Here is a 20,804-nt window from a genome sequence, read left to right on the forward strand (position 1 = left end):
CATCCGGATGGTGGTGCAGCGCATCGGCCTGACAGGCGGCATCGGCAGCGGCAAGAGCACTGTCGCGGGCCTGCTGGTAGCCCAGGGAGCGGTGCTGGTCGACACCGACGCCATCGCGCGAGCCATCGCTCTACCGGGCGGCATCGCAATGCCCGCCCTGGAGGCCGCCTTCGGCCCCGGAGTCATCGATCCGGCCGGCGGCCTCGACCGTGCCGCCATGCGCCAGATCGTCTTCGCCGACGCCGGCGCCAAGGCCCGTCTCGAATCCATCCTTCACCCCCTGATCGGCGCCGAAACCCGGCGCCAGGCCGCGGCGGCCGGCGAGGATGCGGTCGTCGTGTTCGACGTTCCCCTGCTCGTCGAATCCGGCCGCTGGCGTGCCATCGTCGACCGGGTGCTGGTGGTCGACGCTACAGAAGAAACGCAGCTGAAGCGCGTCGTCGCACGCTCGGGCTGGGCGCCCGAGGCCGTTCAGGCGGTGATCGCCCAACAGGCCCCGCGCAGGGCGCGCAGGGCCGCCGCCGACGCCGTGATTTACAACGAGTCCCTGACCCTGGAGGAACTGGCTCAACAGGTCCGGGGTCTCTGGGAACGGTGGGCTAAGTCAAGCACGCGATAATTTGGGGTTGACGCCGCGACGGCTAAAGGACGATCACGTCAAACGGCGCATGCCCAAGCGCCCCTCACGATGCTTTTCAATTCGTATCCCTTCATCTTCGTTTTCTTCCCGCTGGTCCTGATCGGCTTCTTCCTGATCGGTGCGCGCAGCCCCCGGTCGGCGGCGGGGTTCCTGGCACTGGCTTCGCTCTTCTTCTACGGGTGGTGGAGCGTCAAGGCGCTTCCGCTGCTGCTGGGATCGATCTGCGTCAACTACTGGTTCGGGCTGCGGCTCACGCCCTCCCCCAGCCGCGAGGACAAGTACCGCAAGACGCTGCTGGTCATCGCGCTGGTGGTCAACCTCGGGGTGCTGGCGGTCTTCAAGTACGCCAACTTCTTCCTGGAAAACGTCGATGCCGGCCTGGCCGCCGCGGGCTTCGAGCAGATCGACCTGGTGCACATCGTGCTGCCGATCGGCATCTCGTTCTACACCTTCACGCAGATCGCCTTCCTGGTCGACTGCTGGCAGGGCAAGGTGCACGAGCGCAGCTTCATCCACTACGTCCTGTTCGTGACCTACTTCCCGCACCTGATCGCGGGCCCCGTGCTGCATCACGCGCAGATGATGCCGCAGTTCAACAACCCGGCCACCTACAGGATCAACGCCAACAACATCGCGCTGGGCCTGGGCATCTTCGTCTTCGGCCTGGCCAAGAAGATGCTGATCGCCGACCCGATGGGCCAGTACGCCGACATGATGTTCAAGGGCGTGCACGAAGGCGTGATGCCCTCGCTGTACACGGCCTGGTTCGGGGTGCTGGCCTATACGCTGCAGATCTACTTCGACTTCTCGGGCTATTCCGACATGGCCGTCGGCCTCTCGCTGTGCGTGGGGGTGCAGCTGCCTCTCAACTTCAGGTCGCCCTACAAGTCGACCAACATGATCGAGTTCTGGCGCCGCTGGCACATCTCGCTGTCGACCTTCCTGCGCGACTACCTCTACGTGCCGCTGGGCGGCAACCGCAAGGGCCCGGCGCGGCGCTACATCAACCTGTTCCTGACGATGCTGCTGGGCGGCCTCTGGCACGGCGCCGCCTGGACCTTCGTCATCTGGGGCGCCCTGCACGGCTTCTACCTGATGGTCAACCACTTCTGGAACGCCAAGGTACGTCGCGGCAGGACCGAAACCACCTGGTACGGCCGCGTGATCGGCTGGTTCATCACCTTCCTGTGCGTGATGATCGCCTGGGTCGTGTTCCGCGCCGACAGCATGGCGGCCGCCATCGAGATCTACAAGGGCATGCTGGGCATGCACGGCGCGCCCGTGTCGGCCTTCAGCGAGTTCCGCGTGCCGTTCCGCAAGCCCGAGTTCTTCCAGACGCTCCTGGTCGGCATCGTGATCTGCCTGGCGCTGCCGCCCACCATCACGCTCGACCGCTGGATTCCCAGCGTCGCCGGCCTGGCCGGGCGCCCACGCCTGCAACGCCTGGCCACCTGGGTCACCGGCCTGGGCTGTGTCTATCTTTTTGGCCTGTGCGTGTCCAAGTTCGGCAGCTACAGCCCCTTCCTCTATTTCCAGTTCTGACATGGAAGACACGAAATCGGCCAAAACCTGGCTTCGCATCTTCGCCGCGGGCTATCTGGTGTGCTGCGCCCTGCTGTTGGTCAGCCTCTTCACGCCCATCCCCTATGGCGACCTGACCCGCATCGGGCGCATTTCCGAGCGTGAATTCGGCTGGCACGAGCCGCCGCCGCCCATCCCCGACGCGGATGTGAAGACCTGGCCCATCAACGAATCCGACATCCTGGTGATCGGCGACAGCTTCTCCGTGCGTTACGCATGGCAGTCGTCGCTCGTGGGCGCGGGCTACAAGGTCACGACCACGCACTGGGACAACCTCGGCGGAGTCGTCTGCGACGACTTCTCGGGCTGGCTCGAGAAGTCGGGCTTCAAGGGCAAGGTCGTGATCGTCGAGAGCATCGAGCGCCTGCTGTACGACCGCATCGAGAAATCGCAGTCGTGCAAGACCATGAAGCACGCCTTCAAGCCGACGCCGCCGCCGTTCGAGAACCCGTCCAAGCCGGCCCCCGGCTTCCAGCTCAACTGGGACGCCCAGCTGCTCAGCGGCTGGTTCACATACCAAAACACCAAGGAGATTCTGGCCTCCGACAGCTGGACCAACACGCCCGAGCGCTGGGGCCCGCTGATCGACGCCCGCGTGGTGCCCGAAGGCTGCAGGCAGTTCAGCCACCACGCCTGCGACAAGCTGCTGATGACCGCGGAAGACCGTGTCAACCCTGCCCTGACGGCCGAGTCGGCGCAGTTCATGAAGCGCTTCGAGAGCACCGCCGCGCCCTACAAGGTGGTGTGGATGGTGGTGCCCAACAAGACCAGCGTGTATTTGCAACAAAACCATGCCGACGCGTTCCGCGCTGCGTTCAACCCGCAAAATATCGGACCGGACCTGTTCGCGCTGGCCGAGCAGAACCGTTTCAAGATGAAGGATCTTTTCCCTGCCAACGAGACCCACGTGTCGACCCGGGGTTACATTCTTTTCGGGCAGCGTATGCTGGAGGCTGTGCGCGAGGTGTTCCCGCCACCGGCCGCCAAATCGCAATGAGCTCGAACCCGACGTGAAAAACCGATACGCGTGATCCTCTACGAGTACCCCTTCAACGAGCGCATCCGCACGTACCTGCGGCTCGAGCACCTGTTCCGCCGCCTCGGCGAGTTGGTACCGGCCGAATCCCCGCTGTCCCACCACTACGCCCTGGTCACGATCTTCGAGATCATGGACGTCGCCGCGCGCGCCGACCTCAAGGCCGACGTGCTGCGCGACCTGGACAAGCACAAGAACGTCTTCAACAGCTACCGGGGCAATCCGGCCATCGCCGAGGCCGTGCTCGACCAAGTCGTCGGCCAGCTCGAAGGCAACTTCGCCACCCTCAACAGCGTGGCCGGCAAGGCGGGCCAGGCGTTGACCGAGAACGAGTGGCTCATGAGCATCCGCAGCCGCGCCGGCATTCCGGGCGGCACCTGCGAGTTCGACCTGCCCGCCTACTACGCCTGGCAGCACCGCCCCGTCGCCAGCCGCCGCGCCGACCTCGAACGCTGGTCGAACACGCTCTCGCCGCTGGCCTCGTCGATCTACCTGCTGCTCAAGCTGCTGCGCGACGCCGACGTGCCCTACAAGGTGATCGCGGTCAACGGCCAGTTCCAGCAGAACCTGCCCCAGGGCCGCAGCTTCCAGCTGCTGCGCCTGCGCATCGACCCCAAGCTGGGGCTCATCCCTGAAATCAGCGGCAACCGCCTCATGGTCTCGGTGCGCCTGATGCGCCACGACAAGGACGACCGCCTGCACCAGAGTTCGGAAGACGCGCCCTTCGAGCTCACCCTCTGCGCATGACCGCCGGCGTGAACGACAAGGGCGAGCGGATCGTGCGCTGCCCCACCTGCGGCGGCGACAGTGTCTTTACGCCCCGCAACACCTATCGGCCCTTCTGCAGCGCGCGCTGCAAGGGCATCGACCTGGGCGCCTGGGCCAGCGAGGAATTCCGCATGCCAGCCGAGGCACCGCCGGACGACGAGCCTTTCGGCGATCCGAAGATTCAGTAAGAACCAGGAACGGGCATTTGGGCGAGGTGGCTACTTGCCAGCCGCACCGCTCTCGCCATCCAGCAACGCCGGATCGATGTAGTTCGCGAAGCTGCGTGCGTAGCGCGGCCGGAGATGGCCGATGTCCTTGTACGCCGGCGAACCGTCGTCGGGCATGCTGCGAAGGCAACGGCCATCGGCGCACAGGCTGGCAAAGGGCTCGATGACCCGCGCGCCGTTGGCCAGCGCCACCTGCTTCAACCGTTCGTTGAACCGCGCCTGGTCTTCCGGCATCGGCGCCCCGGCCTGCCCGGAGGCGGCCGTCATCCTGCCCAGCCGGCTGCCCTGGATTTGCCCGAGCGGGTCGAAATCCATGCCCACCGGGTTGCCGAGCACCAGGTAGACCGTCTTTTTCGCCGACAGGCGCTTCAGCACCTGGCCCAGCGACTCGAGCGACCGGTCGATGCCGTCGCCGCCGATGAACGGATGCACCACCTTCCGGTCGTCGACGAAGTAGTTCACCGTCGGCCCCGCGCCGGTGAAATAGCAGCTCCAACAGGCGCCCAACACCACCGAATCGATCTCCGGCTTGAGCGCCAGGTCGAGCACTGCCGTGCGCCGCTCGTCGCAGCCGGTGTCGGGGCCGCTGAACAGGCCCGGTACGGGTGGGCACGAGCCCTTGGTCGCGAAGTACACGGTGCGCGCCTTGTCGGGCTGCGTGCGCACGAGTTCGAGCGCGCGCGGCGCGTACTGCTCGACATGGCTGTCGCCGATCAGCAGCACGTTGTGCTTGCCGCTGCCGGCGCGGTAGACGAACTGGTCGCCCAACGCGGACTCCTCGAAGCCATCGTAGTAGTTGTCCTCGCGCGTCGCGTCGGCCACTGCCTGCAGCGCCGGGCTGTCGTGGCGCGGCGATGGCGTGCCCAGGAAGACCAGCACGCCGGCCAGCGCCAGCGCCGCGCCCGCGCCAGCCAGCCCGCGCAGGATCGCCTGCGAGAGGTGCAGCTTGACGAAGCGCTCGAGAAAACGATACGTGGCCCAGGCCAGCACCACAGACGCCACGACCAGCACGATGCGCAGTTGCAGCGGCGGCTCTCCTCCGGTCACGATGCGCGCATATGAAAGCAGCGGCCAGTGCCACAGGTACAGCGGGTAGCTGATCAGCCCGATCCACACCATGACCCGGTTCGACAGCAGGTACTTGTTGAGCACGCCGTTCGGCCCGGCCGCGATGCAGCTCACCGCGCCCAGCACCGGCAGCAGCGCCCACCAGCCCGGAAACGCCTTCGTGCTGCGCGTCATGACGAGGCCCAGCACGAGCAGCGCCATGCCGACGATCGATTGCAGGTGCCTCTTCCAAGGGCGCGAATCCGCCGCGCCCGATGCGGCAGCCTGCAGCCGCATCGCCGCCAGCAACCCGCCCGCCATCAGCTCCCAGGCGCGCGACAGCGGCGAATAGAACGCGGCGGCGCGGTGCGCCTGCACCGTCAGCACGTTGACGAGGAAGGAGATCACGGCCACCACCAGCACCACGCGCAGCATCGGCCAGCGCTTGCGCCAGGCCAGCCCCAGCATCAGCGGCCAGAAGATGTAGAACTGTTCCTCGATGCCCAGCGACCACAGGTGCAGCAGCGGCTTGGTCTCGGCCGTGGCGTCGAAGTAGCCGGCCTCGCCCAGGAAGACGAGGTTGGCGAAGAAGGCTGCGCCACCCGTGGTCTGCTTGCCCAACTGCGAGAACTCGCCCGGCAGCAGCACGTACCAGCCGAAGGCCAGCGTCGCCAGCAGCACCAGCACCAGCGCCGGGAAGATCCGCCGGATGCGCCGCGCGTAGAAGTCGCGATAGCTGAAGTCGCCCGCCGCAAGGCTCTGCAGGAGGATGGTCGTGATCAGGAAGCCTGAGATCACGAAGAAGATGTCGACGCCGATGAAGCCGCCCGGCAGCAGGCTCGGGAAGGCGTGGTACGCCAGCACCGAGCCGACTGCGATGGCTCGCAGGCCGTCGATGTCCGGGCGGTACTTGGGATGCATGGTCGCGTTGTCGATCTGGCGGTCGGCCGGCGGAGTCCGCTCAGCGCGACGGCTGCTGCGCAGGGGCAGCGAGCACGGTGCGGTCGAAGTAGCTCGCCTCTTCGCGCGTGTAGCGCGGGCGCAGGTGGTCGGCGTCCTTGTATGCGGGGGCGCCGTCGGGCAGCGTGCGCAGGCAGTGGTCGTCCTTGCACAGCACAGCCATCGCATCGATCGGCTCCGCCCCGCTCGCCTCGGCGATGGCGCGCAGCCGGTCGTTGAGCTGCTTCTGGTCGGCCGGCAGCGGCGCCGTCGGCGAGGAAGTCATGGCCTCCATGTGCGTGAGGCGGCTGCCTTCGATCAGGCGCTTGGGCGTGAATTCGGGGCCGCCGGGGTTGTCGAGCAGCAGGAACACCTTCTTGTGGCGCGCCAGCTCGCGCAGCGTGGCTTCCAGCGAGGCCAGCGAGCGCTCGATGCCGTCGCCGCCCTGGAAGGGATGCACCTGCTTGTCGGGCCCGCGGTAGTAGTACTCCAGCGCGCCATGGCCGACGAAGTAGCAGTTCCAGCAGCCGCCGATGACGACCGAGTCGACCTCGGGGCCCATTGCATAGGCCAGCATGGCGTCGCGGCGTTCGGCGCAGCCGATGTTCTTGTCCGCGTACACGCCGGGCACCGCCGGGCATGCGCCCTGGGTCACGAACCAGGCCGACTTGTCGGGCATCGACAGCGTGCGCGACAGCTCCATGATGCGCGGCGCGTATTGCTGCACATGGCTGTCGCCCACGAAGAGCACGCGCTTCGGCCCGCCACCGGTCTTGTAGACCAGTTGCTCGCCGAGCTGGTCGAGCTTGAAGCCCGCGTAGTAGTCGGCGTCCAGCGTGGCGTTGGCGACGATCTGCAGCCTTTCGCTGTTGTTGCGGGGCCCGAACGCGCCAAAGAAGATCGCGGTGCCCAGCGCGGCGATCAGCACCATGCCCACGCCCAGCGCTTTCAGGATGCCCGAGCCGGCGCGGCTTCTGGTGTGGCGCTCGACGAAGCGGTACGTGCCCCAGGCCAGCAGCACGCTGGCCACCATCGCTCCGGCGCGGTAGACCGGCGAGGGATGCAGCGGGTCGGCCTCCACGATGCGCACGAAGGCCAGCAGCGGCCAGTGCCACAGGTACAGCGGATAGCTGATGAGCCCGATCCACACCATCACCCGGTTCGACAGCAGGTACTTGTTGAGCACGCCGTTCGGCCCCGCGGCGATGCAGCTCACTGCGCCCAGCGTGGGCAGCAGCGCCCACCAGCCCGGGAAGGCCTTGTTGCTGCGGATCATCACCAGCCCCAGCACGATCAGCCCGACGCCCAGCACCGACTGCACATGGCTGCGCCAGGCGCTCGGCGTCGATGGCTTCAGCCGCATGCAGGCCAGAATGCCGCCCACCATCAGCTCCCAGAAGCGGGAAGCCGGCGAATAGAACGACGCCGCAGGCAGCGGATGCACCGTGGCCACGTTCACCACGAACGAGACCGCCGCGACAGCCAGCACCACGCGCACGATCGGCCAGCCCTTTCGCCAGGCAAGCCCCAGCAGCAGCGGCCAGAAGATGTAGAACTGCTCCTCGATGCCCAGAGACCACAAATGCAGCAGCGGCTTGGTCTCGGCGGCCGTGTCGAAGTAGCCCGATTCGCCCCAGAACACGAGGTTGGCGACGAAGGCCGCGCCGCCCACCGTCTGCTTGCCCAGCTCGGCGAACTCGTCGGACAGCAGCAGGTACCAGCCCGCGCACAGCGTGGCGAACAGCACCACGATCAACGCCGGGAAGATCCGCCGGATGCGCCGCGCGTAGAAGTCGCGGTAGGTGAAGTCGCCCGCCGCGAGGCTCTGGAGAATGATGGTCGTGATCAGGAAGCCCGAGATCACGAAGAAGATGTCGACCCCGACGAAGCCGCCCATCAGCGCCGTCGGGAACGCGTGATACACAAGCACGGAGCCCACGGCGATTGCACGCAGGCCGTCGATGTCCGGACGGTACTTGGGATGCATCAAGCGATCAGTTGGCCGGCGCGACCACCGGCGGCGGCACGAACGGCAGGCCGCGCTCTTCCGACAGCCACTGCAGCACCGGGAACGCGCCCGGCAGCACCGGCGTCACGTCCAGCGGCAGCTGCTGCCAGGCCATGCGCTGGCCTTCGCGCATCTCGAATTCGCCGCTCCAGGCCGTGACCTTGCACCAGTGCAGGCGCACCAGCGCATGCGGGTAGTCGTGCTCCGTGACCTTCCAGACCTCGGCGCCGTCGATGGTGATGCCGAGTTCTTCCTGCAGCTCGCGCCGCAGCGCCTCTTCGACCGTTTCGCCCGCCTCGATCTTGCCGCCCGGAAACTCCCAGAAGCCCGCATAGGCCTTGCCCTCGGGCCGGGTGGAAAGCAGCAGCGCGTCGTCGGACAGGCGGATCAGCACGCCGACCGCGACTTCCGTATGCTTGCGGGCTTGTTCGCTCACGCCTTGCTCCGCCCCGCGTAGTCGCGCGCGAACTGGTAGGCCACGCGGCCGCTGCGCGAGCCGCGCTCCAGCGCCCACACGAGCGCCTCGGGCCGCGCCGCCGCGATGGCGGCCTCGTCCACGCCGAACGACGAGAGCCACTGGCCCACGATCGTCAGGTATTCGTTCTGGCTGAAGGGATAGAAGCTCACCCAGAGGCCAAAGCGCTCCGACAGCGAGATCTTTTCCTCGATCACCTCACCGGGATGGACTTCGCCGTCCTCGGTGTGGGTGTACGAAAGGTTGTCCTTCATGTACTCGGGAAGCAGATGGCGCCGGTTGCTGGTCGCGTAGATCAGCACGTTGGGCGTCGAGGCGGCGATGGAGCCGTCGAGGATCGACTTCAGCGCCTTGTAGCCCGGCTCGCCCTCGTCGAAGCTCAGGTCGTCGCTGAACACGATGAACTTCTCGGGTCGCTGCGACACCACCTCGACGATATCGGGCAGGTCGGTGAGCTCGGCCTTGTCCACCTCGATCAGCCGCAGCCCCTGCGGCGCATAGGTCTGCAGGCAGGCGCGGATCAGCGACGACTTGCCCGTGCCGCGCGCGCCCGTCAACAGCACGTTGTTGGCTGGCTTGCCTTCGACGAACTGCTGCGTGTTGCGCGCGATCTTTTCCTTCTGGACGTCGATTTCCTTCAGCGAATCGAGCGACATCGCCGCCACGTGCTTCACCGGCTCGAGCACGCCGTGGCCCGAGCTGCGGCGGCGATAGCGCCAGGCGATGGAGGCGTTCCAGTCGGCCGGCTCCGCCAGCGGTTGCGGAAGAATCGATTCGATGCGGGTAATGAGCTGTTCGGCGCGTTCGATCAGCTTCTGGAACTGCTCGTTCATGACCGGTAGTCGGCGTTGATCGTCACGTATTCGTGGCTGAAGTCGCAGGTCCACACGGTTTCGCTGGCATTGCCGCGGCCCAGGCCGATGCGCACGGTGATCTCGCTCTGCTTCATCACGCGCTGGCCGTCTTCCTCGCGGTACGACGGATTGCGCCCGCCCTTCACCGCCACGTGCACGTCGTCGAGGAACAGGTCGATGCCGGTCTGGTCGAGGTCGGCAATGCCCGCATAGCCCACGGCCGCCAGGATGCGGCCCAGGTTCGGGTCGCTGGCGTAGAAGGCCGTCTTGACCAGCGGCGAGTGCGCCACGGCGTAGGCCACCTGCTTGCACTCGGCGGCGTCCTTGCCGCCTTCGACCTGCACGGTGATGAACTTGGTCGCGCCCTCGCCGTCGCGCACGATGGCTTGCGCCAGCTTGCGCGCCACGTCCTGCATGGCGGCCACGAGCGCCTGGCCCTCGGACGAGTCGAGCGAGGTGATGGTGGCGTGCGCCGCCTTCTGCGTCGCGATGACCACGAACGAGTCGTTGGTCGAGGTGTCGCCGTCGATGGTCACGCGGTTGAACGAGGCGTCGGCCAGCAACTTGGCCAGCGGCTGGATCAGCGACGGATCGATCTTCGCGTCGGTCGCCATGAAGCCGAGCATGGTCGCCATGTTCGGGCGGATCATGCCGGCGCCCTTGCTGATGCCGGTGATGGTGACGGTGGCGCCGCCGACCTGCACCTGCTGGCTGAACGCCTTCGGGATCGTGTCGGTGGTCATGATGCCTTCGGCCGCGCGCGCCCAGTTGTCCGCCTTGGCATCGGCCAGCGCGGCCGGCAGGCCCGCCTCGATGCGGTCGACGGGCAGCGGCTCCATGATCACGCCGGTGGAGAACGGCAGGATCTGCTCGGGCGAGATCTCCAGCTTGCGCGCCAGCGCGATGCAGGTGGAGCGCGTGCGCATCAGGCCGTCTTCGCCCGTGCCGGCATTGGCATTGCCGGTGTTGATGACCATCGCCCGGATGCCGTGGTTCGCGGCCAGGTGATCGCGGCAGACCTGCACCGGCGCGGCGCAGAAGCGGTTCTGCGTGAACACGCCGCCGACGGCCGAACCCTCGTCGATCAGCACGACCGTCAGGTCCTTGCGATTGGCCTTGCGCACACCCGCTTCGGCCACGCCGATGCGGACGCCGGGCACCGCGAACAAGGCGGCGGGATCAGGGGCTGACAGGTTCACGGGCATGGCACTTATTCCTTCTTGCGTATCAATTTTTCATCGGCACCGACAAGACGCACTTTTCGTCGCCAGGGATACCGGGGAACCGGCTTTGCCGGGCCGCCGGCATCGCCCCCGGCGAGGGGGTTGGCGGCCACACGAGGTGCGGCAAGCCTGGGGGAGTATGTTTACTTCAGGTGAGCTTGCCGTGGCACTGCTTGTACTTCTTGCCGCTGCCGCAGGGGCACGGATCGTTGCGGCCGACGCGGGCAAATGCCGCGGCCTCCGCGCTGAGCGCGCCCAGGCCTGCGGCCGCGATGCGGCGCTGGTTTTCCTCGTCGACGCGGACCTCGACCTCGCCCGTCTCGGTCGGTGCCGAGTAGGTGATGTTCGAGACGTTCTCGCCGCGGCTTTCCATCGCTTCGGCGGCCTGCTCGAGCTGCTCGCTCGACTGCACGCGCACCGTCATGAGCTGGCGGGTGACTTCGTTCTTGACCGAGTCGAGCAGCTGGCCGAAGAGCTCGAAGGCTTCGCGCTTGTATTCCTGCTTGGGCTGCTTCTGCGCGTAGCCGCGCAGGTGGATGCCCTGGCGCAGGTAGTCGAGCGAGGCCAGGTGTTCGCGCCAGTGGGTGTCGATGCTCTGCAGCAGCACCATGCGCTCGAACTGGGTGAAGTTCTCCTGGCCGATCAGCGCGACCTTGGCGTCGAAGGTCTCGTTGGCGTTCTTGAGCACCTTCTCGACGATGTCCTCGTCGGCGATGGCTTCGGAGGCCTCCACTTCCTTCTTGAGCGGCATGTCGATGCCCCACTCGTTGAAGAGGCTCTTCTCGAGGCCGTCCAGGTCCCACTGCTCCTCGACCGACTCGGCCGGCACGTACTGGCGCGCGAGGTCGACGAAGCAGCCTTCGCGCAGCGCCGCGATCTGCGCCGTGAGGTCGGCTGCGTCGAGGATGTCGTTGCGCTGCTGGTAGATCACCTTGCGCTGGTCGTTCGACACGTCGTCGTACTCGAGCAGCTGCTTGCGGATGTCGAAGTTGCGCGCCTCGACCTTGCGCTGCGCGCTCTCGATGCTGCGCGTGACGATGCCGGCCTCGATGGCTTCGCCGTCGGGCATCTTCAGGCGGTCCATGATCGCCTTCACGCGGTCGCCCGCGAAGATGCGCATCAGTGGATCGTCCAGGCTCAGGTAGAAGCGCGAGGAGCCCGGGTCGCCCTGGCGGCCCGAACGGCCGCGCAGCTGGTTGTCGATGCGGCGCGACTCGTGGCGTTCGGTGGCGATGATGCGCAGGCCGCCGAGCGACTTCACGAAGTCGTGGTCCTTGTTCCACTCGGCGCGGATGTGCGCGATGTCGGCCTGCTTGGCCGCCTCGTCGCGGCCTTCGTCGTTCTCGATGGCCTCGATCATCTTCTCGATGTTGCCGCCCAGCACGATGTCGGTGCCGCGGCCGGCCATGTTGGTCGCGATGGTGATCATCTTCGTGCGGCCGGCCTGCGCCACGATGTCGGCTTCGCGTGCGTGCTGCTTGGCGTTGAGCACCTGGTGCGGCAGGCCCGCCTGGGTGAGCAGGCCGTCGATGATCTCGGAGTTCTCGATGGACGACGTGCCCACCAGCACCGGCTGGCCGCGCTCGTAGCACTCGCGGATGTCCTGGATGGCGGCCTCGTACTTCTCGCGCGTCGTCTTGTAGACGCGGTCGAGCTGGTCGTCGCGCTTGCTCTGGCGGTTCGGCGGGATGATGACGGTCTCGAGGCCGTAGATCTCCTGGAACTCGTAGGCCTCGGTGTCGGCCGTGCCGGTCATGCCGGCCAGCTTGCTGTAGAGGCGGAAGTAGTTCTGGAAGGTGATGGAGGCCAGCGTCTGGTTCTCGGCCTGGATCTCCACGCCTTCCTTGGCTTCCACGGCCTGGTGCAGGCCGTCGCTCCAGCGGCGGCCGCTCATGAGGCGGCCGGTGAATTCGTCGACGATCACCACTTCGCCCTGCTGCACCACGTAGTGCTGGTCGCGGTGGTAGAGGTGACGTGCACGCAGCGCCGCATTCAGGTGATGCATCAGCGTGATGTTGGCCGGGTCGTAGAGCGACGCGCCCTCGGGCAGCAGCTTGAATTCGCTGAGCAGGCGCTCGGCGTTCTCGTGGCCGTCCTCGGTCAGGAACACCTGGTGCGTCTTCTCGTCGACCGTGAAGTCGCCGGGCACCGTGACGCCCTCGCCCGTGCGCGGATCGGCTTCGCCTTCCTGCTTCTTGAGCAGCGGCACCACCTTGTTGATGGCGAGATAAAGGTCGGTGTGGTCTTCGGCCTGGCCGCTGATGATCAGCGGCGTGCGGGCCTCGTCGATCAGGATGGAGTCCACCTCGTCGACGATCGCGAAGTTCAGGCCGCGCTGCACCCGGTCGCCGGGCTCGTAGACCATGTTGTCGCGCAGGTAGTCGAAGCCGTACTCGTTGTTCGTGCCGTACGTGATGTCGCTGCCGTAGGCCTGCTGCTTTTCCTCGCGCGGCATCTGCGGCAGGTTGATGCCCACCGTGAGGCCGAGGAAGTTGTAGAGGCGCCCCATCCAGGTCGCGTCGCGGTTGGCGAGGTAGTCGTTCACCGTGACCACGTGCACGCCCTTGCCCGACAGCGCGTTCAGGTACACCGGCAGCGTGGCGGTCAGCGTCTTGCCTTCGCCGGTGCGCATTTCGGAGATCTTGCCGTTGTGAAGCGCCATGCCGCCCAGCAACTGGACGTCGAAGTGGCGCATCTTCATGATGCGCTTGGAGCCTTCGCGCACCGTGGCGAAGGCTTCGGGCAACAGGGCATCGAGGGTTTCGCCCTTGGCGATGCGGTCCTTGAACTCCTGGGTCTTGGCGCGAAGTGCGTCGTCGTCGAGCTTCTCGAACTCGGGTTCGAGCGCATTGATGCGTTCCACCGTCTTGCGATACTGCTTGAGCAGCCGGTCGTTGCGACTGCCGAAAATCTGGGTCAGGAAGTTGGTTGCCATGGGTGGAGATGGGCGGGCGCCTGAGATACGGCAGGCACTTCGACCGGATTCCCTAAGATATGGTGAAAGCAGTTGGGCGCGCTTTCAATGAAAGCAAGCGGCCTTTTTCCGGCGCGGACGCCGGCAAACCGGGCATTTTAGCTGTCTTGTTTCTGACCCCTGTATTACCCATGTATCGCCGACTCCCCCCCGCCATTTCACTGCAGGAAGCTGCGGAAGGAGCCCCCACGCTGGGCAGCCTGATGGCGCGTGCGCGCGACACCACCGAGCGGCTGAAGGCCGTGGAAGGGCTCATCCCGCCGGCCATGCGCCCGGCGGTCCAGGCCGGGCCTGCCGAGGGCGACGTCTGGTGCCTGCTGGTCAAGGGCAGCGCCGCGGCCGCCAAGCTGCGCCAGCTGTCGCCGATGCTCGTGACCAGGCTCAGGAACCGGGGCTGGAACGTGGCGACGATACGGATCAAGGTGCACACGGGGCGCTGACGGCAACGGCCTGTTCGGCCGTTTTTTTGATTTTTTGTCTGGAGATAGATAATATTTCCAGATGACATCCCCCACCGCGCCCGCCGACGCCCGGCTTCTTCTGCTCGACAAGACCCAGGTCGACGCCCTCCTCTCCCACGACGAAGTGCTCGAAGCCGTGCGCGAGGCCTTCGTGCTGCACAGCGAACGCCAGGGCCGCGTGTTCCCGGTCGTGCGCGAGCCGCTCGCCACGGGGGGCGTGTTCGGCATCAAGTCCGGCGACGTGCAGACCCAGGGCCTGCTCGGCTTCAAGGCTGCGGGCTTCTGGCCGGCCAACCGGCAACGCGGCGGCGAGCCCCATCAGGCGACCATCATGCTGATCGACCCGGCGATCGGCCGGCCGCTGTGCGTCATCGACGGCAACACGGTGACGACCGTGCGCACCGGCGCGGCCGGCGGACTCGGCCTGCGGAAGCTCGCGCGAACCGACAGCACGCGGCTTTGCATCTTCGGCACCGGCGTGCAGGCGCGCATCCAGCTCGACTTCGCGCTGCGCCTGCTGCCCTCGCTGCGCGAGGTTCTCTATATAGGTACAAGCGGCCAGCGCAATGCCGCCTTCGAAGCCACTTTCGCCGGCCGCTGCAACATCGCGCCGGCCGGCGACCGCAACGTCGCCGTGGCCGGCAGCGACGTCGTGATCACCGCCACGCCCGGCGGCGGCGCGCTGTTCGACCTCGACGCCGTCCAGCCCGGCACGCACCTGAACTGCGTAGGCGCCGACACCCGCGGCAAGCGCGAACTCCCCGAAGGCCTGCTGCCGCGGGCGCGCCTGTTCGTGGACGACCGCACGCAGGCCCGCCAGATCGGCGAGACGCAATGGGCGCCTGAGACGGAGTGCGTCGAACTGGGCGATCTGCTGAGCGGCAAGGCGGTGTTCGAGCGGGCCGCCGACGACATCACCGTTTTCGACATGACAGGCCTCGCGCTGCAGGACCTGACCGTCGCTCGCCTGCTGCATGCGCGCGCTGCCGAGACCGGCACGGGCACGCGCGTCGCCTGGCCCTGGTAAAGACTGCGCGGCAGAAAAGACGGCACACACGGCCCGTGCGTGCCCCAGCTTTCCTTGCATCGGAAGCGTGATTTTTTGATGCAGGAGAAGAACATTCCGGGCGCCGTGCACGCCGACATCTTTCGCCAACCTCCGTCATCAATGAATGGCGAGCGCATTTGCATGCGCAGATCACTCCCAAAGATGGCGTGAAAGCGCGAATTTCTGCTCGCGCCGAGACAGAAAACCTTCCTCCTCGAATTCTCTGGAACCACCAATTGCCGTCATCGACTGGCAGTTAGTGTCATTGTCCAATTCGCCTGCCAATCGATAAATTCCGCAGCCCCAAGGGTCATAGCGGAGTTTGGCAGCACGCCTCTCTGTGATGTTCATTCAAGAATAGACAGAGAGGTTGAAATGATTTCGCCCGAAATCCACATTTAGCTCCGCCTCATCGTCAGCGCACCCAACCGCGTGTGCGCCATCAGCCGTCGGTGAGGCTTGGCATCCCGCAATAGCCGGGACGCCAATTTCCCTCCCCTTTCGAACATTCCGAATCAAGCCGCCCATTACGCAGCGGCCGCGCCGTCGCGCCTCTCAATTGCGGAAATTATTTTCTCAATTCATTTTTTGAAGAATTCATGAACGACATTTATCGAAACAACCGGGACAGCCGTGTCAATTTCAAACCATCGGCAATCGCTGCCGCGGTTCTGCTCGCCGGCCTGCAGATGGCGGCATCGGATGCCAGCGCGTCGACCTACGCCCCCAGCCACTGCATCAACACGACCGGCGCAACCGTCGGACAGGCGACGGTGAACGGAACCAGAGAGATGCCGGTCGACGGAAGCAGCACCCTGTCCAACGTCGCCGGCTGCAATGCGAGCGGCAACAACCAGGACGGTGTTTCGGTATTCGGCAGCTACTCCCAGGGCACCGCAAGCGGGGCGTCCGCCTTCGGGTTCTCCAGCACCGCCGGCAAGTGGGGCAGCGCGGTCGGTCTCTCGAGCGACGCTTCCGGCACCGGGAGCTCGGCGATCGGCTACGGCTCCAAGGCTCCGGGCATCAACTCGACGGCGATCGGTGCGGCATCCACGGCAACCGGGCAAGGTTCGGTGGCCGTCGGCAGCAGCGCCGCGGCGCACTACGAGGGCAGCGCCGCCATCGGGGCAGGCAGCACCACGGCGAATTCGCTCGCCGCATTGCAGGGCGACGCGGCCTACGTGCCGTCCGCGGGTGCGGCAATCTCCGGCGCGACGCCGGCCGGCGAAGTGTCGATAGGGTCCAGCGGCAGTGAGCGCAGGCTCACCAACGTCGCCGCAGGCGGCGCCCCGACGGACGCCGTCAACGTGAGCCAGCTGTCGACGGCAACAGCCTCCCTGTCGACCAGCCTCGGCACGACGAACGGCGCCATCGCCAGCCTGTCCACCTCCACGGCGACCGGCCTCGGCAGCCTCTCGACCAGCCTCAACACCACCAACAGCAATCTCCGCAGCCTGAGCACGTCGGTCAGCACCCTCTACAACACGGGGCCCAAGTACTTCCACGCCAACTCGACGGCGGGCGATTCGGTGGCCAGCGGCAGCCGCGCCGTGGCGATCGGGCCTCAGTCGGAAGCCAGCGGCCCGAGCGCCCTCGCCGCCGGCAACGGCGCGAAGGCAGCAGCCAATGGCGCAGTGGCGATGGGCTCCGGCGCGCACGCTACCGGCGTGAACGCGATCGCCATCGGCACCGGTGCGCTGGCCACGGGCTCGCAGGCCATCGGCGTCAGTTCCCGTGCGGGCGGCGGCGGCGCAGCACTGGGCGACAACGCGGATGCCGGCGGCACCTCGCTGAGCCGGGCGCAGAACGTCGTCAAGGGCACGGCCATCGGCTTTGGCGCGGTGGTGCAGCAAAGCGAAGGCGTGGCACTGGGCTCCGGCTCGGTGGCGGCCACCGCTGCCGGCGTTGCGGGTTATCTGCCCCGCAATGCACCGGTGCAGCATCAGGCTGCGGTCAAGGCAACGACCGGCACGCAAGCGGCTGTGTCGGTAGGCGATGCGGCAAGCAGCCAGTTCCGCCAGATCACAGGCGTGGCCGCCGGTACGACGGACAGCGACGCGACGAACGTGGCCCAGCTCAAGGCATCCGAAGCTGCAGCGAGGGCCAGCAGCGTGCAGTACGCGACCAACCCCGACGGCTCGGCCAACTACAGCCAGGTCGTGCTGGGCAACGGCCAGGCGCCGGGCGGCACGCGCATTTCCAACGTGGCGCCGGGCGTGCTGCCCACCGACGCGGTCAACGTGAACCAGCTGAACCAGGTGCGCAGCCAGGTCGGCGACGTGGCCCGCATCGCCTACTCGGGCACGGCCATGGCGTTCGCGATGTCGGGCACCTATCTGCCGACGCTCTCCGCCGGCGAGAAGGCCGTTGGCGTCGGCGTCGGCAGCTACAAGGGCTACAGCGCCCTTGCGCTGACTTTCAAGGCGCTGTCGGACGACGGCCGGATGTCCTGGGGCGCGGGCGTTTCGACCACGGGCAAGGAATGGGGCTTGAACGCCGGCGTCGGCTGGAAGTGGAAATGAATGAAGTAAGCGAGGGAGGAAGCCGACAGCTGAATCGGCCAGCGTGAAGATGGCTCCCGTGCCACCCGGCATGGGAGCCATTTGCTGAAAGACAAGCGCCGCGCTAGGCCGCTGCGGCGTCGCCGAACAGGCCGGTCATGAACTGCGTCGACTTCAGCCCGGTGCCCGTCAGCAGCGCCACCGTCGTCTCGCTGCTCCTGATGTCGCCGCGCTGCGCCAGCACATCGATGGCCGCCGCGGCTGATGCGGAAGTCGGCTCGGCGTAGAGACCGCAGGCCGCAAGCCGGCGCACCGCCGCCGCGATCTGCTCTTCGGTCAGCGCCACGGTCCTGCCGTTCGTCTCGCGCAGCGCCTGCAGGATTTCCGCGAGCCGCACCGGCCGCTTGATCGCCGTGCCTTCGGCGATGGTCGGTTGCACGGCGCGCTCCACCAGCGTGTCTACACCCGCCGTGAAGCTCGCATCGATCGGCGAGCAGTTCAGCGGCTGCGCGACGAAGATGCGCGGCAGTTTCGCGATCTGCCCCGCCGCGAGAAGCTCCTTGAAGCCGATCCAGCAGCCGAGCACATTGCTGCCCGCGCCCGTCGGAATCACGACGTTGTCCGGCGCCACGAAGCCCAGGTCTTCCCACAGTTCGTACGCCAGTGTCTTCGTGCCCTGCAGGAAGAACGGGTGCCAGTTGTGGCTCGCATAGAAGATCGATTCCGACTGCCGCACCGCCTCGTATTCCGACTCCTCGCGCGGCCCCGGCACCAGCTGCACCTCGGCGCCGAAGGCGCGGATCTGCGCCACCTTCGGCGCGGGCGTGTAGCTCGGAGCGAGCACCTTCACGCGCATGCCGGCCGCCGCGCCCGCCGCTGCGATGGCCGCGCCGCCGTTGCCCGAGCTGTCTTCCAGCACCGCATCGACGCCGATCTGGCGCAGGAAGGACATCATCACCGCCGCGCCGCGGTCCTTGAAGCTGCAGGTCGGGTTGAACCATTCGAGCTTGAAGTGCGGCTCGAACTCGCCCCAGCGCTTCTGCACCAGCGGCGTGCAGCCCTCGCCCATGCTCGCGGGCCTGTCGATGACCAGCGGCAGCGCCGCGCGATAGCGCCACAGCGAGCGCGTGCGCGAATCGATGTCGTCGCGCCCGATGCCCGGCAGCGGCGTGACCAGCATCGGATTGCCGTCGTCCGAACGCCAGCGGCGCTCGGACAGCTCGTGGTGCCTGCCGGTGCGGGGATCGACGTAGCGTGCGCGTTCTGTCATTCGTGGCTCCTGGGTCAAATCCGAAAATCAGATGATACATCTAATATTGTACTTTTTGTATAAATCAGATTGTTCGTCCAGAGCTGGATACATTCCCCGGTATGAAGAAAAAGCCGAACAAGCAGCTGCTCGAGATGCTGAGCAACATGGCCGAAGGCCTGGGCCAGACCTTCGCGCCCTTCTGTGAAGTGGTGGTGCACGACCTCAGCAACCCCAAGAACGCGATCTACGCGATAGAGAACAGCCTGAGCGGCCGCGAGGTCGGCGAATCGGTCACCGAGCTCGGCCTCGCGCGCATCCGCGATCCGGAGTTCCCGGCGGTGATCGCGAACTACGCCAACACCTTTCCCGACGGGCGCAAGGTCAAGAGCACCTCCATCGGCATCAAGGACGAGAGCGGCGAGTACGTTGCGGCGCTGTGCCTGAACGTCGACCTCACGCTGTTCCAGAGCTTCCAGGGCGCGATCTCGCAGTTCACGCGCATCGACGACAAGGAAGTGCACGAGCACCTGGAGGCCGGTGGCGGCAACCATTCCGACCGCATCCACGCGCGCATCGACGAGTTCGCGGCCGCGCGCGCGACCACGCCGCGCTCGCTGAAGCCGGCCGACCGCAAGCAGCTGGTGCAGGAGCTGAAGAAAGCCGGAATGCTCGAAGTCCGCCGCGGCGCCGAGATCGCGGCGGCGCACATGGGCGTGTCGCGCGCCACCGTCTACAGCGACGCGAAGTAAGAGCGCCGGCCGGAGCCTATTGCGGCTGCAGGCCGATCTCGTGCGCGGCCTTCTGCCAGCGCTCGGCCTCCGAGCGCAGGAAGGCGCGCAGCTCGACCGGCGTCGATCCCTTCATCTGCACGCCGAGCACCGACAGCCGCTCCTTCACCGACGGATGCTCCAGCGCGGCGATGGCTTCGCGGCGCAGCTTCTCGATCACGTCCAGCGGCGTGGTGGCCGGCGCCACCATGGCCCACCACTGGTCGATCTCCAGGCCCTTGAGGCCGTTCTCCGCCAGCGCCGGCACGTCCTGCAGGCCGGGCAGGTTCACGCGCTGCGTGCTCGTCACCAGCAGCGGGCGGATGCGGTTGGCGCCCAGCAGGCTGGAGCCGCTGGCCAGCGTCGCGAAGTGGCCCGCCACGGTTCCCGCCGCCACGTCGGTGAGCGCAGGCGCCGAGCCGCGGTACGGAACCATGTTGAACCTGATCTTCGTGCGGCTCGCCAGCAGCTCCGCGGCCAGGTGGCTCACGGTGCCCGCGCCGCTGTGCGCGATGGCAGGCGGCGCGCCTTTGGCCGCAGCTGCCGCCGCGGTCTTCAGGAAGGTCTTGAAGTCCTTGCTGCCCTCGTCCATGCCCGCGAAGAACACCAGCGGCGAGGTGCCGATCATGGTCACCGGCGTGAAGTCGCGCAGCAGGTCGTAGGGCAGCTTCGCCGTCACCGCCGGCGCGATCGCATGCGGCAGCTCGACGATGGCGATGGTGTAGCCGTCGGGCGCGGCCTTGGCCGCCGCGTCGGTGCCGATCATGCCGGCCGCGCCCGGCCGGTTGTCCACGATCACCGGGCTGCCGATGGTCTGGCTCATGCGCTGCGCCATGGCGCGCGCGATGGCGTCGGTGCTGCCGCCGGCCGCCCACGGCACGACCAGCTTCACGGGCTTGTCGGGGTAGGCCGCCCACGCGGGGCTCACGGAAGAGGCGAGCAGGGCTGCAGAGCCGGAGGCCACGAAGGCCCGGCGATTCATCGTCGGCATATCTGATTCCTG

General features: G+C 66.9%; 17 protein-coding genes. 9 read left to right on the forward strand and 8 right to left on the reverse strand.

The features are described 5' to 3' along the window. Positions 1-7: 7 nt before the first annotated feature. From coaE to SFB74_RS26450, 5 genes are all read left to right on the forward strand, one after another. The gene (coaE, locus tag SFB74_RS26430; protein ID WP_432727331.1) at positions 8-619 is read left to right on the forward strand and encodes a dephospho-CoA kinase; all 612 of its coding nucleotides are present in this window, start codon (positions 8-10) and stop codon (positions 617-619) included. A gap of 69 nt (positions 620-688) precedes the next feature. Next, a complete protein-coding gene (locus SFB74_RS26435) occupies positions 689-2,182 on the forward strand; it encodes an MBOAT family O-acyltransferase (RefSeq protein ID WP_432727332.1) in 1,494 nt (497 codons plus the stop codon). Position 2,183: 1 nt separating this feature from the next. Beyond that, positions 2,184-3,218: a hypothetical protein gene (locus SFB74_RS26440; protein WP_432727333.1), complete on the forward strand. Its 1,035-nt coding sequence runs from the start codon at positions 2,184-2,186 to the stop codon at positions 3,216-3,218. Positions 3,219-3,248: 30 nt separating this feature from the next. After that, complete coding sequence (gene zapD / locus SFB74_RS26445) at positions 3,249-4,004, forward strand: cell division protein ZapD (RefSeq protein WP_093198345.1); 756 nt, start codon at positions 3,249-3,251, stop codon at positions 4,002-4,004. After that, positions 4,001-4,213, forward strand: a complete 213-nt coding sequence (locus SFB74_RS26450) for a DNA gyrase inhibitor YacG (RefSeq protein ID WP_432727336.1) — start codon at positions 4,001-4,003, stop codon at positions 4,211-4,213. Before zapD ends, SFB74_RS26450 begins: the two co-directional genes overlap by 4 nt. A 30-nt stretch (positions 4,214-4,243) precedes the next feature. Here the strand turns inward: SFB74_RS26450 and SFB74_RS26455 are convergent, their stop codons facing one another. The 6 genes from SFB74_RS26455 to secA all read right to left on the reverse strand — a co-directional run bounded on the left by SFB74_RS26455 (position 4,244) and on the right by secA (position 13,733). Continuing rightward, complete coding sequence (locus tag SFB74_RS26455; protein ID WP_432727337.1) at positions 4,244-6,220, reverse strand: acyltransferase family protein; 1,977 nt, start codon at positions 6,218-6,220, stop codon at positions 4,244-4,246. 40 nt (positions 6,221-6,260) lie between these two features. Further along, a complete protein-coding gene (locus SFB74_RS26460) occupies positions 6,261-8,225 on the reverse strand; it encodes an acyltransferase family protein (protein ID WP_432727338.1) in 1,965 nt (654 codons plus the stop codon). A 7-nt stretch (positions 8,226-8,232) separates the two neighbouring features. Continuing rightward, positions 8,233-8,682 carry an NUDIX domain-containing protein gene (locus SFB74_RS26465; protein WP_432727340.1) on the reverse strand — a complete coding sequence of 150 codons (450 nt, stop codon included), beginning with the start codon at positions 8,680-8,682 and terminating at the stop codon, positions 8,233-8,235. Then, entirely contained in the window at positions 8,679-9,554 is an 876-nt protein-coding gene (locus SFB74_RS26470) for an ATP-binding protein (RefSeq protein ID WP_093198358.1), read from the reverse strand. Before SFB74_RS26470 ends, SFB74_RS26465 begins: the two co-directional genes overlap by 4 nt. Then, complete coding sequence (argJ, locus tag SFB74_RS26475) at positions 9,551-10,780, reverse strand: bifunctional glutamate N-acetyltransferase/amino-acid acetyltransferase ArgJ (RefSeq protein ID WP_432727341.1); 1,230 nt, start codon at positions 10,778-10,780, stop codon at positions 9,551-9,553. The genes SFB74_RS26470 and argJ overlap by 4 nt, the downstream gene beginning before the upstream one ends. Before the next feature lie 166 nt (positions 10,781-10,946). After that, positions 10,947-13,733, reverse strand: a complete 2,787-nt coding sequence (secA, locus tag SFB74_RS26480; protein WP_432727342.1) for a preprotein translocase subunit SecA — start codon at positions 13,731-13,733, stop codon at positions 10,947-10,949. A gap of 170 nt (positions 13,734-13,903) precedes the next feature. On the opposite strand from secA, the gene SFB74_RS26485 reads away from it, so the two are divergent. The 3 genes from SFB74_RS26485 to SFB74_RS26495 all read left to right on the forward strand — a co-directional run bounded on the left by SFB74_RS26485 (position 13,904) and on the right by SFB74_RS26495 (position 17,803). Beyond that, positions 13,904-14,212, forward strand: coding sequence for a hypothetical protein (locus SFB74_RS26485; RefSeq protein ID WP_093198364.1), 309 nt, complete (start codon positions 13,904-13,906; stop codon positions 14,210-14,212). A 61-nt stretch (positions 14,213-14,273) separates the two neighbouring features. After that, on the forward strand, positions 14,274-15,260 hold the full coding sequence (locus SFB74_RS26490) for an ornithine cyclodeaminase family protein (protein WP_432727343.1): 987 nt from the start codon (positions 14,274-14,276) through the stop codon (positions 15,258-15,260). A gap of 794 nt (positions 15,261-16,054) precedes the next feature. Then, positions 16,055-17,803 (forward strand): YadA family autotransporter adhesin, encoded by a 1,749-nt coding sequence (locus SFB74_RS26495; RefSeq protein ID WP_432727344.1) that lies wholly within the window; start codon positions 16,055-16,057, stop codon positions 17,801-17,803. Between the two features lie 103 nt (positions 17,804-17,906). Here SFB74_RS26495 and SFB74_RS26500 read toward each other — a convergent pair whose 3' ends face one another. After that, positions 17,907-19,052, reverse strand: a complete 1,146-nt coding sequence (locus SFB74_RS26500; protein ID WP_432727346.1) for a threonine synthase — start codon at positions 19,050-19,052, stop codon at positions 17,907-17,909. Positions 19,053-19,153: 101 nt separating this feature from the next. Between SFB74_RS26500 and SFB74_RS26505 the strand changes: the two genes are divergently transcribed. Next, positions 19,154-19,783 carry a helix-turn-helix transcriptional regulator gene (locus SFB74_RS26505; RefSeq protein ID WP_432727348.1) on the forward strand — a complete coding sequence of 210 codons (630 nt, stop codon included), beginning with the start codon at positions 19,154-19,156 and terminating at the stop codon, positions 19,781-19,783. A 16-nt stretch (positions 19,784-19,799) separates the two neighbouring features. Here the strand turns inward: SFB74_RS26505 and SFB74_RS26510 are convergent, their stop codons facing one another. Then, a complete protein-coding gene (locus SFB74_RS26510) occupies positions 19,800-20,792 on the reverse strand; it encodes a Bug family tripartite tricarboxylate transporter substrate binding protein (RefSeq protein WP_432727349.1) in 993 nt (330 codons plus the stop codon). Between the last annotated feature and the right edge of the window lie 12 nt (positions 20,793-20,804).

The organism is Variovorax xiamenensis, from assembly GCF_050916385.1.
GTDB lineage: Bacteria > Pseudomonadota > Gammaproteobacteria > Burkholderiales > Burkholderiaceae_C > Variovorax.